We start from the raw sequence: 13,950 nt of genomic DNA on the forward strand, positions 1-13,950 counted from the left end.
GCTGAAGACCCAATCCATAATCGACTCGATCTTCCAGGTCGATGGATAACACCAGACACCTCGGTCGGCTCCCTCTCCCTTCGGGAGAGGGCTGGGGTGAGGGTTGAAAGTCTGATTAGATAGCCGCTCCGCCAGGATTCAACCCGGAGTCTCGCTTGAGCACAGCGCCGAACAACCTGCCCCGCCCCGATCCCGTCACCCTGCGCCAGGCCTGGCGCTTCTGGCTGAAACTCGGCTGCATCGGTTTCGGCGGCCCGGCCGGGCAGATCGCGATCATGCATCAGGAGTTGGTCGAGCGCCGACGCTGGATCTCTGAAAAGCGTTTTCTGCACGCGCTCAACTACTGCATGTTGCTGCCTGGCCCCGAGGCTCAGCAATTGGCGACGTACATCGGCTGGCTGCTGCATCGCACCTGGGGCGGTGTCATCGCCGGTGCGTTGTTTGTGCTGCCGTCGTTGTTCATTCTGATTGGCTTGTCGTGGCTGTACGTCGCGTTCGGTGACGTGCCGGCGGTGGCCGGAGTGTTTTACGGGATCAAACCGGCAATCACCGCAATTGTGTTGCACGCTGCGCATCGCATCGGCTCGCGCGCCCTGAAGAATGCCTGGCTATGGGCGATTGCCGGGGCGTCGTTTGTGGCGATTTTCGCCTTCAATGTGCCCTTCCCTTTGATCGTCCTCGGGGCCGCGCTGATCGGCTATCTGGGCGGACGATTCGCGCCGCAACGATTCAGCAACGGCGGCGCGCGCAACAGCGAGAAATCCTTCGGCCCGGCGTTGATCGACGACGATACACCGGCCCCCGAACATGCCCGTTTCAGCCTTGCGAGGTTGCTGCGGCTGCTGTCGGTCGGCGCCGCGCTGTGGTGTTTGCCCATGGCGATACTGACTGCACTATTTGACTGGGACGGCACGTTCACGCAAATGGCCTGGTTCTTCACCAAAGCTGCGCTGCTTACCTTTGGCGGCGCTTACGCGGTGCTGCCTTACGTCTATCAGGGCGCCGTCGGGCATTACGGCTGGTTGACGGCAACGCAGATGATCGACGGCCTCGCCCTCGGCGAAACCACCCCGGGCCCGCTGATCATGGTGGTGGCGTTTGTCGGTTTCGTCGGTGCCTACGTGCAACCGGCGTTCGGCCCCGAACATGCCTTTGCCGCCGGGGCGCTGGCGGCAACGTTGGTGACCTGGTTCACCTTCCTGCCCTCGTTTCTGTTCATCCTCGCCGGCGGGCCGTTGGTGGAATCGACGCACAACGAACTGAAGTTCACCGCACCGCTGACGGCGATCACCGCTGCCGTGGTCGGGGTGATTGTCAATCTGGCGTGTTTTTTCGCCTATCACGTGTTGTGGCCAAACGGTTTTGCTGGGGCGCTGGATGTGTTTTCGCTGATGCTGGCGGTGGCGGCAGCATTGGCTTTGTTCGTTTTCAAACGCGGCGTGATCAGTGTGTTGATCGTTTGCGCCCTCGCCGGGCTGGGCTTTCACCTGATGCGCTGAACTTTGGCCCGCGAATCTCCCGTTTACACGCCCGCGAATTCCCCCTTACTATCCGGGCACACCGGTCGGCGGCTCAGCCCGCCACCGACGTTTTCCGCCAACGGAAACACGCGTTATGAGTACGTCACTACAACAACCAGAATCGTTGAACGTCTCTACCCTGCGCGCCCTCTCTCACAGGGGCGGCGTATGAATCGTATCGTCAATCTCCCCATGGCCCTGCGCCGTTCCAAGCTGCGTCACTCCGCACGCCCGCCGGATATCGCCCGGTCTGTCTGATCGCGTCCGTTAAAGAACCGCGACAGTCCCCTACTTCTTGATATCCCTGCCAGGACACCTACGCCTTTTTGTCGCGTCGTGCCCGGCCCGAATCTGCGCGCCTGTGCGGCGCCATCGTGAGTGATCGTTATGAAATTCGCAGCTATTGAAGACGCACGCCTGTTCCTTGAACAGAACCCCGATATCGACATGATCGAGCTGTTTATCCTCGACGCCAACGGCGTGCCGCGCGGCAAGCTGTTGCACCGCGAAGAACTGCTTGCCGTGTACCAAAGCGGTCGGCCGCTACCCAGCACCATCCTCGGCCTGACCGTACAGGGTGAAGACGTCGAAAACTCCGGCCTGGTCTGGGATGTCGGCGACATCGACTGCCGTGCCTATCCGCTGGAAGGCAGTCTGGTACGCCTGCCATGGCGCAAGATTCCGACCGCCGCCGTGCAGGTCAGCATGCATCCGACCGAGGGCATGCCCGCGAGCATCGCCGACCCGCGACACTTGCTGATCAAGGTTATCGACGGGCTCAAGGCCGAGGGTTATCACCCGGTGATGGCCTGCGAACTGGAGTTCTACTTGCTCGATGCCAAACGCGATCACAACGGCCGCCCGCAACCGGCACTGGACGCGGACGGCGGTCGACCGCGACACACCCAAGTCTACGGTTTGCGCGAACTGGAGCAGATCGAACCGTTCCTCGCCGACCTCTACAGCGCCTGCAAACTGCACGGCATTCCGGCGCGCACGGCGATCTCCGAATACGCGCCGGGTCAGGTGGAAATCACCCTTGAACATGGCGATGCGCTGGAGGCGATGGACCAAGCCGTGCGCTACAAACGTCTGGTCAAAGCCATCGCCCATAAGCACGGCATGCAGGCAACGTTCATGGCCAAGCCGTTCGATGATCTGGCCGGCACCGGCATGCACATGCATGTGAGTCTGGCCGATGGCGAGGGACGTAACCTCTTTGCCTCGGAAGACCCGGCCGGCACCCCGCTGCTGCGTACGGCGATTGGCGGCATGCTCGCCTCGCTACTCGATTCGTTGCTGCTGTTCTGCCCGAACGCCAACTCGTACCGGCGCTTCCAGGCCAATAGCTATGCACCGTTGGCGCCAACCTGGGGCGTCGACAACCGCACCGTCAGCCTGCGTGTTCCCGGCGGCCCGGCCAATACCCGGCACATCGAACACCGCATCTGCGGCGCCGATGCCAACCCGTATCTGGCGGCAGCGGCGATCCTTGCCGGGATTCATCGCGGCATTCGTGAAGACCTTGATCCGGGTGCACCGGTTGAAGGCAATGGCTATGCGCAGGCGAAGGAATTGCTGCCGACGGATTGGCTGACGTCGCTGCAGGCGCTGGAGAATTCGGTGTGGGCACGGGATGCCTTGGGGCAGGAATTTCTCGGGGTGTATCTGGCGGTGAAACGTGCCGAATACCGGCAGTTCATGGCCGAGGTGGGTGAGCAGGATTGGCGCTGGTATCTCACCGAGGCCTGAAGACTCACCCCTACCCCCTGTAGGAGTGAGCCTGCTCGCGATAGCGGTGTGTCATTCAGCAATAATGTGTCTGACATGGCCTCATCGCGAGCAGGCTCACTCCTACAGGGGAGCGCGTACAACCTAAGAATTCGTGTGGACACTGACATGACCGAACGCTGCAATTCCTACTACACCGCCACCCTTAACCAAGACACCAACTACCCGACCCTGCAAGGCCGGCACAAGGTCGACGTGGTGATCATCGGCGGCGGCTTCACCGGCGTCGCCACCGCTGTCGAACTCGCCGAAAAAGGCCTGAAAGTCGCCATCGTCGAAAGCCACAAGATCGGCTGGGGCGCCACCGGGCGCAACGGCGGACAAGTCACCGGCAGCCTTTCCGGCGATGGTGCGATGCGCAAACAGATGCGCGCGAAACTCGGCGGCGAGGTCGATGATTTCATCTGGCACCTGCGCTGGCGCGGACATGAAATCATCCAGCAACGCGTCGACAAGTACGGCATTCAATGCGATCTCAAACACGGCCACTTACACGCTGCGTACAAACCCAGCCACATGACTGATTTGCGTAAGGATTATGAAGAAGCCGTGCGTCGCGGATTGGGCGATGAGGTCAGCCTGCTCGACCGCAGTCAGGTACGTGATCTGCTGCAAAGCGACCTGTACCACGGCGCAATCAAGAACACCCGCAACATGCATCTGCACCCGCTCAACCTGTGCATCGGTGAAGCGCGGGCGGCGGAAAGTCTCGGGGCACTGATCTTCGAAAACAGCGAAGTGCTGGAGATCATTCACGGCGCTTCGCCTGGCGTAAGAACCGCCCACGGCCAGATCGACGCCAAGCAGGTGATGCTCGCCGGCGACGTCTATCACAAGCTCGAACCGGGGCAGCTCAAGGGCAAGATTTTCCCGGCCATGGGCGGCATCGTCACCACCGCGCCACTGGGCGATCTGGCAAAACAGATCAACCCCGAAGACCTCGCAGTGTACGACTGCCGTTTCGTGCTCGACTACTACCGCCTCACCGCCGACGGCCGCTTGCTGTTCGGTGGCGGTGCAAACTACAGCGGCAAGGATTCACGGGACATCGCCGCCGAACTGCGCCCGTGCATCGAGCAAACCTTCCCGGCGCTCAAAGGCGTGCAGATCGATTACCAGTGGAGCTGCGCGATGGGCATCGTGATCAACCGCATTCCGCAACTGGGCAAGCTCTCGGACAACGTCTGGTACTGCCAGGGCTACTCGGGGCACGGCATCGCGACGACGCACATCATGGGCGAAATCATGAGCCGGGCGATCACTGGGCAGATGGAGCAGTTCGACACGTTTGCCCAGTGCCAGCACATTCGCGTGCCGATGGGGGATTTGTTGGGTAACCCGTTGCTGGCGGCGGGGATGTGGTATTACCAGATGCTTGAGCGACTTCGCTAAGCCTGTGTTGATCCTGCTGACCCCATCGCTGGCAAGCCAGCTCCCACAGTGTCCGTGGCGTACCCAAATTTCATGTACACCGCAAAAACCTGTGGGAGCTGGCTTGCCAGCGATGAGGCCATCAGCCCCACTACAAAACTTCAATCCGCCAACTGCTCGACCACAATCCCCAACCGCCGGTAATCCTCGACACTCCCCGACGCCACATGCCGCTCGGTAATCAGCGTATGCAGGCGCGTACACGGCGCCACCACAAACGGCTCCACCGCTCCCAACTTGTCCGCCGAAGTCACCGCAATCACCCGGGTCGCGCCCTCCAGCATCGCCTGCTTCACCGGCACTTCATCGAAATGCAGCGAGGTAATCCCCATCTCCGGATGAATCGCGCACACCCCGGTAATCGCCAGATCTGCCTTGATCCCCGCCAGCAGCCGCAGCGCCTCATGCCCTCCCGCCGCCATCGTCCGCGGGTTCAACTGGCCGCCGGCGAGAATCACCTTCACCCCCTTGAATTCCGAGAGCGCAATCGCCGTCATCGGTGAAGCCGTCACTGCCGTGATACTGATATCTGCACGCAACGAGCGCGCCACCTGCAACGTGGTCGAGCCGGAATCGAACAGCACAATCTGCCCGTCTTCAATCTCCTGCGCCGCCCGTTGCGCCAGGCGGATTTTCACCTCATCCGTCTCGTCCAGCCGGGTGAAATAGTCCTTGCCGGAGTCTTTCGGACGCGGCAGCGCCCCGCCGTGCACGCGTTGCACCAGCCCGGCGTTGTCCAGTTCGGCGAGGTCGCGGCGGATGGTGTCTTCGGAGACTGCGAAGTGCTGACTCAACTCGGACGCCATAACTTTACCGTCACGTTCGAGGAGCAAGAGGATTTTCTGCCGGCGCAGGGATGGTAGTTCAGCCGCGGAATGATCGTGCATGGTTGTGCCTGTTTGTGCTTGTAATTGCAGGTTTCGCGAGATTAGCGAAAGCCTTGCACGAACACAAACCGACGGGGTATCAATTGTTTCGATCATTGGAATCAACAAGGCGAATTTTTTCTTTACTTTCAACCTGTTCAGAATGGCCCCACTCTAAAAGGCTCAGGATGAACACCTCATGAATCTCAATTTTGCGTTTGCGTGCATGATCGTCGTGTCATTTGCGATTGCCCTGGGTCACGCCTAAGGCCTCAGACCGAAGCCAGCAATTGCTCGCGCAACCATTTGTGCGCCGGATCGCGGTGCGAACGCTCGCCCCAGAACATCGCCATCTCGTAACCGGGTACTTCCAGCGGCGCGTCGACCACTTGCAAGGCCGGGTTGCCACGCACCAGGCGTGACGGCAGCATCGCCACCAGATCGGTGCTGGCCAACACCGACATCGCCATCAGAAAGTGCGGCACCGACAACACCACTTTGCGCATCAGCCCGACATCGGCCAACGCCCGATCGGTCACCCCGAAAAAGCCCCCGCCCTCGCGCGACACCATGACGTGTTCCAGCGCGCAGAATTGCTTGCGTGTGGGTGCAGACTTCAATCCCGGATGGCCGATACGGCCGGCCAACACATAACGCTCAGTGAACAGTGGTCGCCGATACAACTCCGGCGGAGCGTCTTCGCTGATGTGCAGCGCCAGATCAAATACACCCTGCTCGGCCTGTTTGACCAAATGCGCCGGGGTCAGATCGACCACCGCCAGCCGCGTGCCCGGCGCCTGTACGCGCAAGCCGTTCAGCGCCGGCAGCACCACCGTCGTCTCGCCGTAATCGGTCGCGGCGATTTTCCAGGTGTGCGTCGCCTGCGCCGGGTCGAACGCACTGGCCGGCGCCACCGCCCTCGCCAACGCCTCCAACGCTTCGCGCAACGGTTCACGCAGTTCATCGGCGCGCGCCGTCGGGCGCATACCACGCGGCCCGGGCAACAGCAGCGGATCACCAAAGATGTCGCGCAACTTGGCCAGATGCACGCTCACAGACGGCTGCGACAGGTTCAGCCGTTGTGCCGCGCGGGTGACGTTGTGCTCCGACAGCAACACATCGAGGGTCAGCAGTAGATTGATATCCAGTCGTCTCAAATTATTCATGGCTATACCAGACATATCAGACATTCATTTCCAATATACCTGTTGAACGCCGATCCTGCTGTTACTCAGCTAACGGAGCTTCAACATGAATGTCTTACTCGTTTACGCGCACCCAGAACCGACGTCCCTCAACGGCTCGCTGCGCGACTTCAGCGTCCAGCGCCTGCAAGCCGCCGGCCACACCGTGCAGGTCTCCGACCTCTACGCGATGAACTGGAAGGCCACCCTCGACGCCGACGACGCCCCGCAGCGCGACGCGACGAAACCGTTCCACGCCTCCCTCGACTCGAAAGTCGCCTACGCCGAAGGCACTCAGGCTGCCGACATCGCCCGTGAGCAGGAGAAACTGCTATGGGCTGACGCGCTGATCCTGCAGTTTCCATTGTGGTGGTTCACCATGCCGGCGATTCTCAAAGGCTGGGTCGATCGGGTGTACGCCTACGGTTTTGCCTACGGTGTTGGCGAACACTCCGACAGTCGTTGGGGCGAGCGTTATGGCGAAGGGAAAATGCAAGGCAAACGGGCGATGTTGATGGTCACCACCGGTGGCTGGGAATCGCACTACGCACCGCGCGGGATTAACGGGCCGATTGATGATTTGTTGTTTCCGATTCAACACGGGATTTTGTACTACCCCGGTTTTGAAGTAGTGCCACCGTTTGTGGTGTATCGGACTAGTCGGATGGATGCGGCGCGGTATGCCGAGACTTGTGATGAGCTGGGGCGGCGGCTGGATGAGTTGTGGAGTGCACGGCCGATTGGGTTTCGGCAGCAGAATGGCGGCGAATACGAAATTCCTGCTTTGACGTTGAAGAGCGATATCGCACCGGATAGCGAAGGCTTCCAATCACACATCCGCTAGCGCCGCCCTCTCCCAGAGGGAGAGGGGACTGACCGAGTTGTTTTTTCGAGCTACGCCGACCTGGTATATCGAGCCGAACTCAAGTTTTGAACAGCCCACAATCGGCTCCCTTCCCCCTCGCCCCCTTGGGGGAGAGGGCTGGGGTGAGGGGGACGGATCTAACTGACACACCGCAACATGCAGGCATCAGTGGCTCCGGTCAGGCTTCTTCGCGCGCCCGACGCACCTGCACCAACAACGCCGGCGCGAAATGCAGCAACACCATCCGGCTCAGATGGTGAGTCAGAATAAACACCACATTCAGCCCGCCACCAAACGCGACAATCGCAATCGTCTCAATCGCCCCCGGCATATACGCCAGCCATAGCGACAGCGGATCGCTGCCCAACCAGCGTGCCGCGACTTCAGCAAACACCGCCGCGACCACGATCATCAAACCAACCGAGACCAACGCGGTGCGGCCGTGACGCGTCAGCTCCGCGAAGCCGAGACCTTGAAACCGTGAGCCGATCCGCACGCCGAGAATCAGCGCCGCAAGATTCAAACTCCAGTCTGGCATGTGAAACCCGTGCAACCATCCCGATTTCACAAACACCGCCGTAATGATGATCGCCGTGAGCATGAACGGCGCCGGTACACCGATCACCAGCAGTAAGCGCCCGAGCAGCACGCTCAACGCGATCACCGAAAACGCGGTCAGTGCCATGCCTGTCGTTAAAGGATCACCATCGGCAACCGCCACGGCAGCGGCTTGACCGGGAATCAAGAAACTCACCAACACCGTGATGAGCAGCAAGCGCATCAGATGCACGATGATGACCTTGCTCGACGCCTTTTCCGACTCGAGTAGATCGAACACTGCGGCCAGCGCACCGGGATAAACCGCCAACAGCGCATCAGTGCGGTTCCAGCCTGCACCGCGCGTCAGCCACCATCCGGCCAATGCGATCTGCACTGCCAGGCAAATCAGCAACACGCCGAGGCTCGGCAACATCGTCGAGGCCGTCTCGCGGTCCCACGCTTCGAACATCAGCCCGGTGGCGATGCCCAGCGTGACCTGGATGTAGCCCAGTCCATAAGGAGTTGCCGGCGCGATACCAGTTTTGCTGGCAAACAATGCGGTAACGACAATCGAACCCAACAGCAGGCCATGGGGTACGCCTTCGAACTGCAACAGCGCGCCGAAACCGGCAGCCATCAACAAACAGAGAATGGATTTCATAGTCGCCTTCCTGGCTTTTTACCTGACACACCACAACCCGTGTAGGAGCTGCCGAAGGCTGCGATCTTTTGACTTTTGTTTTTAAAAGCAAGATCAAAAGATCGCAGCCTTCGGCAGCTCCTACAGGGGATGTATTCGTTTTCAGCCGCGCAACCGGCCAATCGCCCGGCGGTATTTTTCGATTCGTTCGAGGTCCTCCCAACTCGGCGAGGCAATCCGCGACAGGTCGCTGTTCTCTTCCAGATCCGCCAATTTCACCACCCGACCGATCGGGTTCTGCGCGGCGCGGTCGACGAAGTCTTCATAGGACTCGCCCGGCACTTTGGTCACGGATTCGATAGCGCTCAAAACTTCCTCGCTGAAACCTTCCTTGCGCAAGTCATCGAGACTGATACCGCAATCCTCAACCACATCGTGCAGCACGGCGACGATGCGTTCTTCCTGCGTGCTCATGCGCAACATGACTTTCAACGGATGCAGAATGTACGGTGCACCGCCCTTGTCGACCTGCCCGGCATGAGCCGTGGCGGCAATGGCGATAGCGCGTTCGAGGGTCTGGGTCATGGGAGTCTCCGAGGGTTAGACGCCGTAGCGGCCGCCGACATGGATGTTGCGTTTGAGCCAGTTGCCGATTGCTTTCAATCGTCCGACTGGCTCCGCAGGCCCGGAATGACGCTGAAGAATCAACGACACCAAGGTAGCCTGATCGGCTTTCGGATGAGCATCGATCAATTCGGCAACCCAGGCACAATCAGCCTTGTTCAGATGCTCACGCCAATCGCCGGGCCAGGCGTCCAGCTCATCCAGCGCCAACCATCGCGCACCGCCCTGCTCGGCATGCCCGCCACCTATTGACTGCTCGAAACACAAAGGCGTGGCCGGCCGGGACAGGTCGATGCTGAAAATGTAGACGTCGTGGGTTTTGTGTTGCGTCGTGGGAGCGTTGTTGCGGCTACCGATGACCATCATGGTGATGCTCCATTCCTTGGGCGCTAATGTTTCTGATTGTTTCGCAGTGTACGCGACGGGAGCAAATCAAAAACCCGATGGAACCTCCCTCCTCCACAGAATCTCGAATCTGTATTAGCGCCAAATCACCGATCAGACACGGCGCCATTGAAGAGGAAACCCCGATGAACATTCGCTTCCTGCTTCTGATCGCCACCTTCGCCATCATCCCCACCTGCGTCATGGCCGAAGGCTGCGACGTCCAGACCCAATCCTCCAGCGCCTCGGTACCAGCGGTGGAAACCCACAGTTGTTATGAATACGAAGGCATGCCCGTCAACTCCATCGACTGGTCGTGCAGCAACGAAAGCAAAGACATGCTCAACAGCACAAAAACCAAGGTTGAACATTGCGCCGATCACTACCAGGCCACGTGTATCGCCACGATCACCCAGGAATCCCTGGCCAACCCGCACTCAACCAGCAAAGACAAAAACGCCAAAGCCCTAAACATCCCCGACAACGCACAAGTGACCACGTATTACTACGACGTGGAACATTTGGCGCAGGCGCGGATTGATTGTGAGAATGGCGGCGGGCATTGGAAAACGAAGTAAACGACTGATATCCACGCTTGCGACAGACAAAGAAAAGCCCGGCTTAAAAAACCGGGCTTTTTAGTGCGCGATTTCCGTTAACCACCGCCATTACCACCACTGCTGCTACCGGACGGTTGACCCGCAGGGCTGGGTTTGGAGGCAGAAGGCACCGGCCCATTGTCGGTCTTGCCACCATCACCACCCTTGGGCAGCGAATCGGCATCCGGGTCGGCATTGGTGGCTGGAGACGCCGGTTCACGAGTCTGGCTGTTGCCGTCGTTCGCTGTCGGAGTCGGCGTTTCGCCAGCCGCGATCGCGTACAGCGAACTGCCGGACAGCAACGCCGCGAGGGTAAACACCGCGAGGGTAAACACCGCGATTTTATGGTTCTGCATGGTGCCTCTTCCTTTGTGTGGGGAGTTACAGCATTGGAAGAAGGTGTGCGGCGAAGGTGCGGTGTGGCGGACGAATGGTTATCGCCCAAAAGGCTCGCGCAATTTCGACGTCTGAAAACTTCGTAGGAAAACACCCCGTGTGGCGAGAGAGCTTGCTCCCGCTGGGCTGCGAAGCTGCGCCAAAACCGGATAGTCCGTTTCTCTCAGATATACCGCACGCCCCGGATTACGACGGATGTGTCGCCGAGCGGGAGCAAGCGCCCTCGCCACGGGTACGGATTTTACGTCCTACAGGTTGGTTGTGGCTGGTGAAATTGATGCCTAGAGTGGGGTTGTCGCTGAGCAAATTCAGCACCAGGGTTTCGCAGCCCTGACGATACGTGTAGTAACCTAGCGCCCCCTAAAAGCGGTGGCGGTCGCACTAGCGCCCGAAATCCGCTCAATGGTGGCTGTGTGTGGGAGACCTTCGGGTCTGCCGGGTTCCTCGTATCCTCGGTCTGCGAACCCGCACATGGCTACCACCCTTCGACTCGCAGCGAATGGCAGTAGCTTCTCTCCCAGGTACGAGGAAGTTTACTTATGACAAGTGATAAACCGCTTCACCACTACGCAGAAATGTCCCACCCCGCCACCGACCACCCCGTCCTCCTTATCGACGCCAACGCTCCACTACGCGACCTTCACGCCTGCGCCGCCGAACGCCTCAACGCCGTCCTCAAATACCTCGACCTCATGGCCTGCATCCGCCTCCCCGACCATGCCGAGCAGGACATAAACACCGTGACCAACATCGCCAGGATTATGGTGCAGGATGTGAGTGATGTGTTTCGGGTGATTGAGCAGCGGGGGTTTGATGCAGGTCTAATGACGTAAGAAACAAGAATAAAAAACGCACATGAGTGTTATCTAGAATGGCTCTAATTTCTCAAGGGCTGCATTAACCGCACTTGCGCGTTAAAAACAGCCCTTGGAAATTTCCAACTCCGAAAAACTGTTACGGCTTCTCTTGCTTTTTCAGGATCAGCTCCACAATTTTTACCAACTCTGGCGATGTTCCCTCAACCGAAAAGTCTGCAGCTCCAGACTGTAATAGTGATTTGTGAAACCCATTAACTGTATCATCACTCAACTTCGACTTACTGAGGGCCACATAAGTCTTAATTGCAGTCAATTTCGCATATGCTTCACTTTCAAGATTCAGATTAGTCATCATCAGCTTTAGGATAACTCTTAGCACCCATACACCTACGGACCCCAAAAGAACGGCAAGAGCAACAAGATAATGATCTGGCAGAGTAATGTTCAAAAAATCAACTTTCTCAACCTTATCTGATGAATAAGTCATATGAAGGAGGACACCTAACAAGGAAACCACCGACACTATCAAAACACCAGCCCCTCCTGAAAACATCAACGCCCTGAACCGGTGATGCTTTCTTTTTTCATCCCAAAACCTTACAGGCTCATTTGAGATAACGCTATCGGTAACTGTACTTGCATAATTTTCTATTTCTTCGACAGCGGCGATTTTAGCATTTTCCGCAGTCTCACGAATCAACTTAACCTTCGCATCCCCATCCTCTTTAATTGCCTTGAGATACATATCAGATTGATCGTTTACAGACTTTTGGTAATTATTCAACTCGGAAAATGTTGACTCCTTGGTTGATTTTATTTCATCTGCCAGACTACTCTTCCAACTTTTATAAAAGTCTTCCAAAGCGACAGCTGAGGCACTCATCGATGACCTATAAACGAATAGACCCATTTTGAGTGCTTCGCCACTTACTACTGCGGACTTAAAGTCGCCAGACAAAACCTCATCAAAACAAGGCAATCTTCGAGTCACATTAGCCTCTTTAATCCTGTGGCCAAGAACCTTTAGACTGCCGTTGGCTGCATCCAGATCCTCCCTGATCCTATGCAAGTCGTGTAAGTACTCAACAATCTCTGGAACATCAGCCTGCGCGACACCACCACCAGGATAAGCACGAGAAGTTACGTCTTTCCAAAAATCAATTTCATTAATCAACCAATCTGCGACAGGTTCCTTTGACTCTGTAAAAAGCGCCATGTCTAACGCTACAAAATCTTTTATAAAACTCCCTTTCATACATGACCTCAACCATTCCATTAATTAGATAAAACTTAATCAGGCTACAACCTAAACGCTCGACTAGCATTCGAAACCCGTTAACACCAGGCAAAAATGCGTAGCTGCCAAATGCTAAAACCGGCGAAAACGTCAAGACTCATTCAACACACGCTAGATCCGCCGAACCGAATGATGGCACAAAAACATCACCTGAAAAACACCCTAGCGAATTAGAGACACAAAAATAAAAGGCACAAAAAAACCGCATTGTCTGCGGTTTTTCTCGGTATCAGCTGTTCCGAATGTCGAACAAAATCCTCATTTCAAAAATTCGCCGGCGTATTCGCACTAATTATCTCAGCCTCATCCGCCCCGATATTCCGAAACTTATGCGGCAACGTCGTCGGAAAGTAATACCCATCCCCCGCATTCAACACACTCACCGACCCATCCACGGTCAACTCAACCGTGCCCCGCGTCACCAACCCACACTCCTCGCCCTCAGCATGCACAATCGGCTCTTCCCCGGAACTCGCGCCCGGTGCGTATTGCTCGCGCAGCAGGCGCATCTGGCGGCTGGGTACGGAGGCGCCGATCAGCAGCAGGCGCAGGCCGTGGCGGCCGAGGTCGGGTTGTTCGTTGGCGCGGAAGACGTATTGGTGTTCGCGCGGGGGTTGGTCGAAGGTGAAGAAGTCGGCCAGGGACATCGGTATGCCTTCGAGCAGCTTTTTCAGTGAGCTGACGGAGGGGCTGACGCGATTCTGTTCGATCAGGGAGATGGTGGCATTGGTCACGCCGCTACGCCGGGCCAGCTCACGCTGGGAGAGTTTGTAGCTTTCGCGTACTAGTTTGAGTCGAGAACCCGTATCCATGACTGCCTTATGTGAGAACGACTTAAGGGCGATGGGGGTGGGTGGCGGGTGACGCGCCGAGGGCGCGGATCACGTTGCTCCCGTGTCCCGGAACCGTGAAAGGCGGCTATTAAATCACGTTTGCCGGTGTTGCTCAGCAGGTTCGATGGACGGAGGGATAAAAGTCCCTCTGGCCTTGGTAAT

General features: G+C 57.9%; 14 protein-coding genes. 6 read left to right on the plus strand and 8 right to left on the minus strand.

Going from position 1 to position 13,950, the window contains the following annotated elements; all coding sequences use genetic code 11:
* Positions 1–155: 155 nt before the first annotated feature.
* The 3 genes from chrA to ACOYXH_RS13810 all read left to right on the plus strand — a co-directional run bounded on the left by chrA (position 156) and on the right by ACOYXH_RS13810 (position 4,703).
* Entirely contained in the window at positions 156–1,499 is a 1,344-nt protein-coding gene (gene chrA / locus ACOYXH_RS13800; protein WP_460410818.1) for a chromate efflux transporter, read from the plus strand.
* Between the two features lie 408 nt (positions 1,500–1,907).
* Positions 1,908–3,272, plus strand: coding sequence for a glutamine synthetase family protein (locus tag ACOYXH_RS13805; protein WP_095047946.1), 1,365 nt, complete (start codon positions 1,908–1,910; stop codon positions 3,270–3,272).
* 147 nt (positions 3,273–3,419) lie between these two features.
* Positions 3,420–4,703 carry an NAD(P)/FAD-dependent oxidoreductase gene (locus ACOYXH_RS13810; protein WP_460410819.1) on the plus strand — a complete coding sequence of 428 codons (1,284 nt, stop codon included), beginning with the start codon at positions 3,420–3,422 and terminating at the stop codon, positions 4,701–4,703.
* Between the two features lie 140 nt (positions 4,704–4,843).
* Here ACOYXH_RS13810 and ACOYXH_RS13815 read toward each other — a convergent pair whose 3' ends face one another.
* A complete protein-coding gene (locus tag ACOYXH_RS13815) occupies positions 4,844–5,629 on the minus strand; it encodes a DeoR/GlpR family DNA-binding transcription regulator (RefSeq protein WP_095047948.1) in 786 nt (261 codons plus the stop codon).
* A 251-nt stretch (positions 5,630–5,880) separates the two neighbouring features.
* Positions 5,881–6,774 carry a LysR family transcriptional regulator gene (locus tag ACOYXH_RS13820; protein WP_460410820.1) on the minus strand — a complete coding sequence of 298 codons (894 nt, stop codon included), beginning with the start codon at positions 6,772–6,774 and terminating at the stop codon, positions 5,881–5,883.
* An 85-nt stretch (positions 6,775–6,859) separates the two neighbouring features.
* Between ACOYXH_RS13820 and ACOYXH_RS13825 the strand changes: the two genes are divergently transcribed.
* Positions 6,860–7,636 (plus strand): NAD(P)H-dependent oxidoreductase, encoded by a 777-nt coding sequence (locus ACOYXH_RS13825; RefSeq protein ID WP_095124571.1) that lies wholly within the window; start codon positions 6,860–6,862, stop codon positions 7,634–7,636.
* Positions 7,637–7,835: 199 nt separating this feature from the next.
* Here the strand turns inward: ACOYXH_RS13825 and ACOYXH_RS13830 are convergent, their stop codons facing one another.
* The 3 genes from ACOYXH_RS13830 to ACOYXH_RS13840 all read right to left on the minus strand — a co-directional run bounded on the left by ACOYXH_RS13830 (position 7,836) and on the right by ACOYXH_RS13840 (position 9,827).
* Positions 7,836–8,858, minus strand: a complete 1,023-nt coding sequence (locus tag ACOYXH_RS13830) for an AbrB family transcriptional regulator (protein ID WP_460410821.1) — start codon at positions 8,856–8,858, stop codon at positions 7,836–7,838.
* Positions 8,859–8,999: 141 nt separating this feature from the next.
* Complete coding sequence (locus ACOYXH_RS13835; RefSeq protein WP_095124569.1) at positions 9,000–9,422, minus strand: HD domain-containing protein; 423 nt, start codon at positions 9,420–9,422, stop codon at positions 9,000–9,002.
* 15 nt (positions 9,423–9,437) lie between these two features.
* Positions 9,438–9,827, minus strand: a complete 390-nt coding sequence (locus tag ACOYXH_RS13840) for a hypothetical protein (protein ID WP_095047953.1) — start codon at positions 9,825–9,827, stop codon at positions 9,438–9,440.
* Positions 9,828–9,991: 164 nt separating this feature from the next.
* Between ACOYXH_RS13840 and ACOYXH_RS13845 the strand changes: the two genes are divergently transcribed.
* Complete coding sequence (locus ACOYXH_RS13845; RefSeq protein ID WP_095047954.1) at positions 9,992–10,423, plus strand: hypothetical protein; 432 nt, start codon at positions 9,992–9,994, stop codon at positions 10,421–10,423.
* 77 nt (positions 10,424–10,500) lie between these two features.
* On the opposite strand, the gene ACOYXH_RS13850 is transcribed toward ACOYXH_RS13845, so the two are convergent.
* The gene (locus tag ACOYXH_RS13850) at positions 10,501–10,800 is read right to left on the minus strand and encodes a hypothetical protein (protein ID WP_460410822.1); all 300 of its coding nucleotides are present in this window, start codon (positions 10,798–10,800) and stop codon (positions 10,501–10,503) included.
* 579 nt (positions 10,801–11,379) lie between these two features.
* Here ACOYXH_RS13850 and ACOYXH_RS13855 point away from each other — a divergent pair.
* Entirely contained in the window at positions 11,380–11,673 is a 294-nt protein-coding gene (locus ACOYXH_RS13855; protein ID WP_116029572.1) for a fructose-bisphosphate aldolase, read from the plus strand.
* Positions 11,674–11,794: 121 nt separating this feature from the next.
* Here ACOYXH_RS13855 and ACOYXH_RS13860 read toward each other — a convergent pair whose 3' ends face one another.
* Both ACOYXH_RS13860 and ACOYXH_RS13865 read right to left on the minus strand, forming a co-directional pair.
* A complete protein-coding gene (locus ACOYXH_RS13860; protein WP_095124566.1) occupies positions 11,795–12,913 on the minus strand; it encodes a hypothetical protein in 1,119 nt (372 codons plus the stop codon).
* Between the two features lie 305 nt (positions 12,914–13,218).
* Complete coding sequence (locus tag ACOYXH_RS13865) at positions 13,219–13,767, minus strand: cupin domain-containing protein (protein WP_007950154.1); 549 nt, start codon at positions 13,765–13,767, stop codon at positions 13,219–13,221.
* Between the last annotated feature and the right edge of the window lie 183 nt (positions 13,768–13,950).

This window comes from Pseudomonas sp. Mb7 (genome assembly GCF_054790525.1).

Bases quoted from the DNA above. Each gene is read 5' to 3' on its own strand.
- ACOYXH_RS13840 (WP_095047953.1), bottom strand. From the start codon at position 9,827: ATGATGGTCATCGGTAGCCGCAACAACGCTCCCACGACGCAACACAAA.
- ACOYXH_RS13830 (WP_460410821.1), bottom strand. From the start codon at position 8,858: ATGAAATCCATTCTCTGTTTGTTGATGGCTGCCGGTTTCGGCGCGCTG.
- ACOYXH_RS13860 (WP_095124566.1), bottom strand. From the start codon at position 12,913: ATGAAAGGGAGTTTTATAAAAGATTTTGTAGCGTTAGACATGGCGCTT.
- ACOYXH_RS13805 (WP_095047946.1), top strand. From the start codon at position 1,908: ATGAAATTCGCAGCTATTGAAGACGCACGCCTGTTCCTTGAACAGAAC.
- ACOYXH_RS13815 (WP_095047948.1), bottom strand. From the start codon at position 5,629: ATGCACGATCATTCCGCGGCTGAACTACCATCCCTGCGCCGGCAGAAA.
- ACOYXH_RS13820 (WP_460410820.1), bottom strand. From the start codon at position 6,774: ATGAATAATTTGAGACGACTGGATATCAATCTACTGCTGACCCTCGAT.
- ACOYXH_RS13855 (WP_116029572.1), top strand. From the start codon at position 11,380: ATGACAAGTGATAAACCGCTTCACCACTACGCAGAAATGTCCCACCCC.
- ACOYXH_RS13850 (WP_460410822.1), bottom strand. From the start codon at position 10,800: ATGCAGAACCATAAAATCGCGGTGTTTACCCTCGCGGTGTTTACCCTC.
- ACOYXH_RS13865 (WP_007950154.1), bottom strand. From the start codon at position 13,767: ATGGATACGGGTTCTCGACTCAAACTAGTACGCGAAAGCTACAAACTC.
- ACOYXH_RS13810 (WP_460410819.1), top strand. From the start codon at position 3,420: ATGACCGAACGCTGCAATTCCTACTACACCGCCACCCTTAACCAAGAC.
- ACOYXH_RS13835 (WP_095124569.1), bottom strand. From the start codon at position 9,422: ATGACCCAGACCCTCGAACGCGCTATCGCCATTGCCGCCACGGCTCAT.
- ACOYXH_RS13825 (WP_095124571.1), top strand. From the start codon at position 6,860: ATGAATGTCTTACTCGTTTACGCGCACCCAGAACCGACGTCCCTCAAC.
- ACOYXH_RS13845 (WP_095047954.1), top strand. From the start codon at position 9,992: ATGAACATTCGCTTCCTGCTTCTGATCGCCACCTTCGCCATCATCCCC.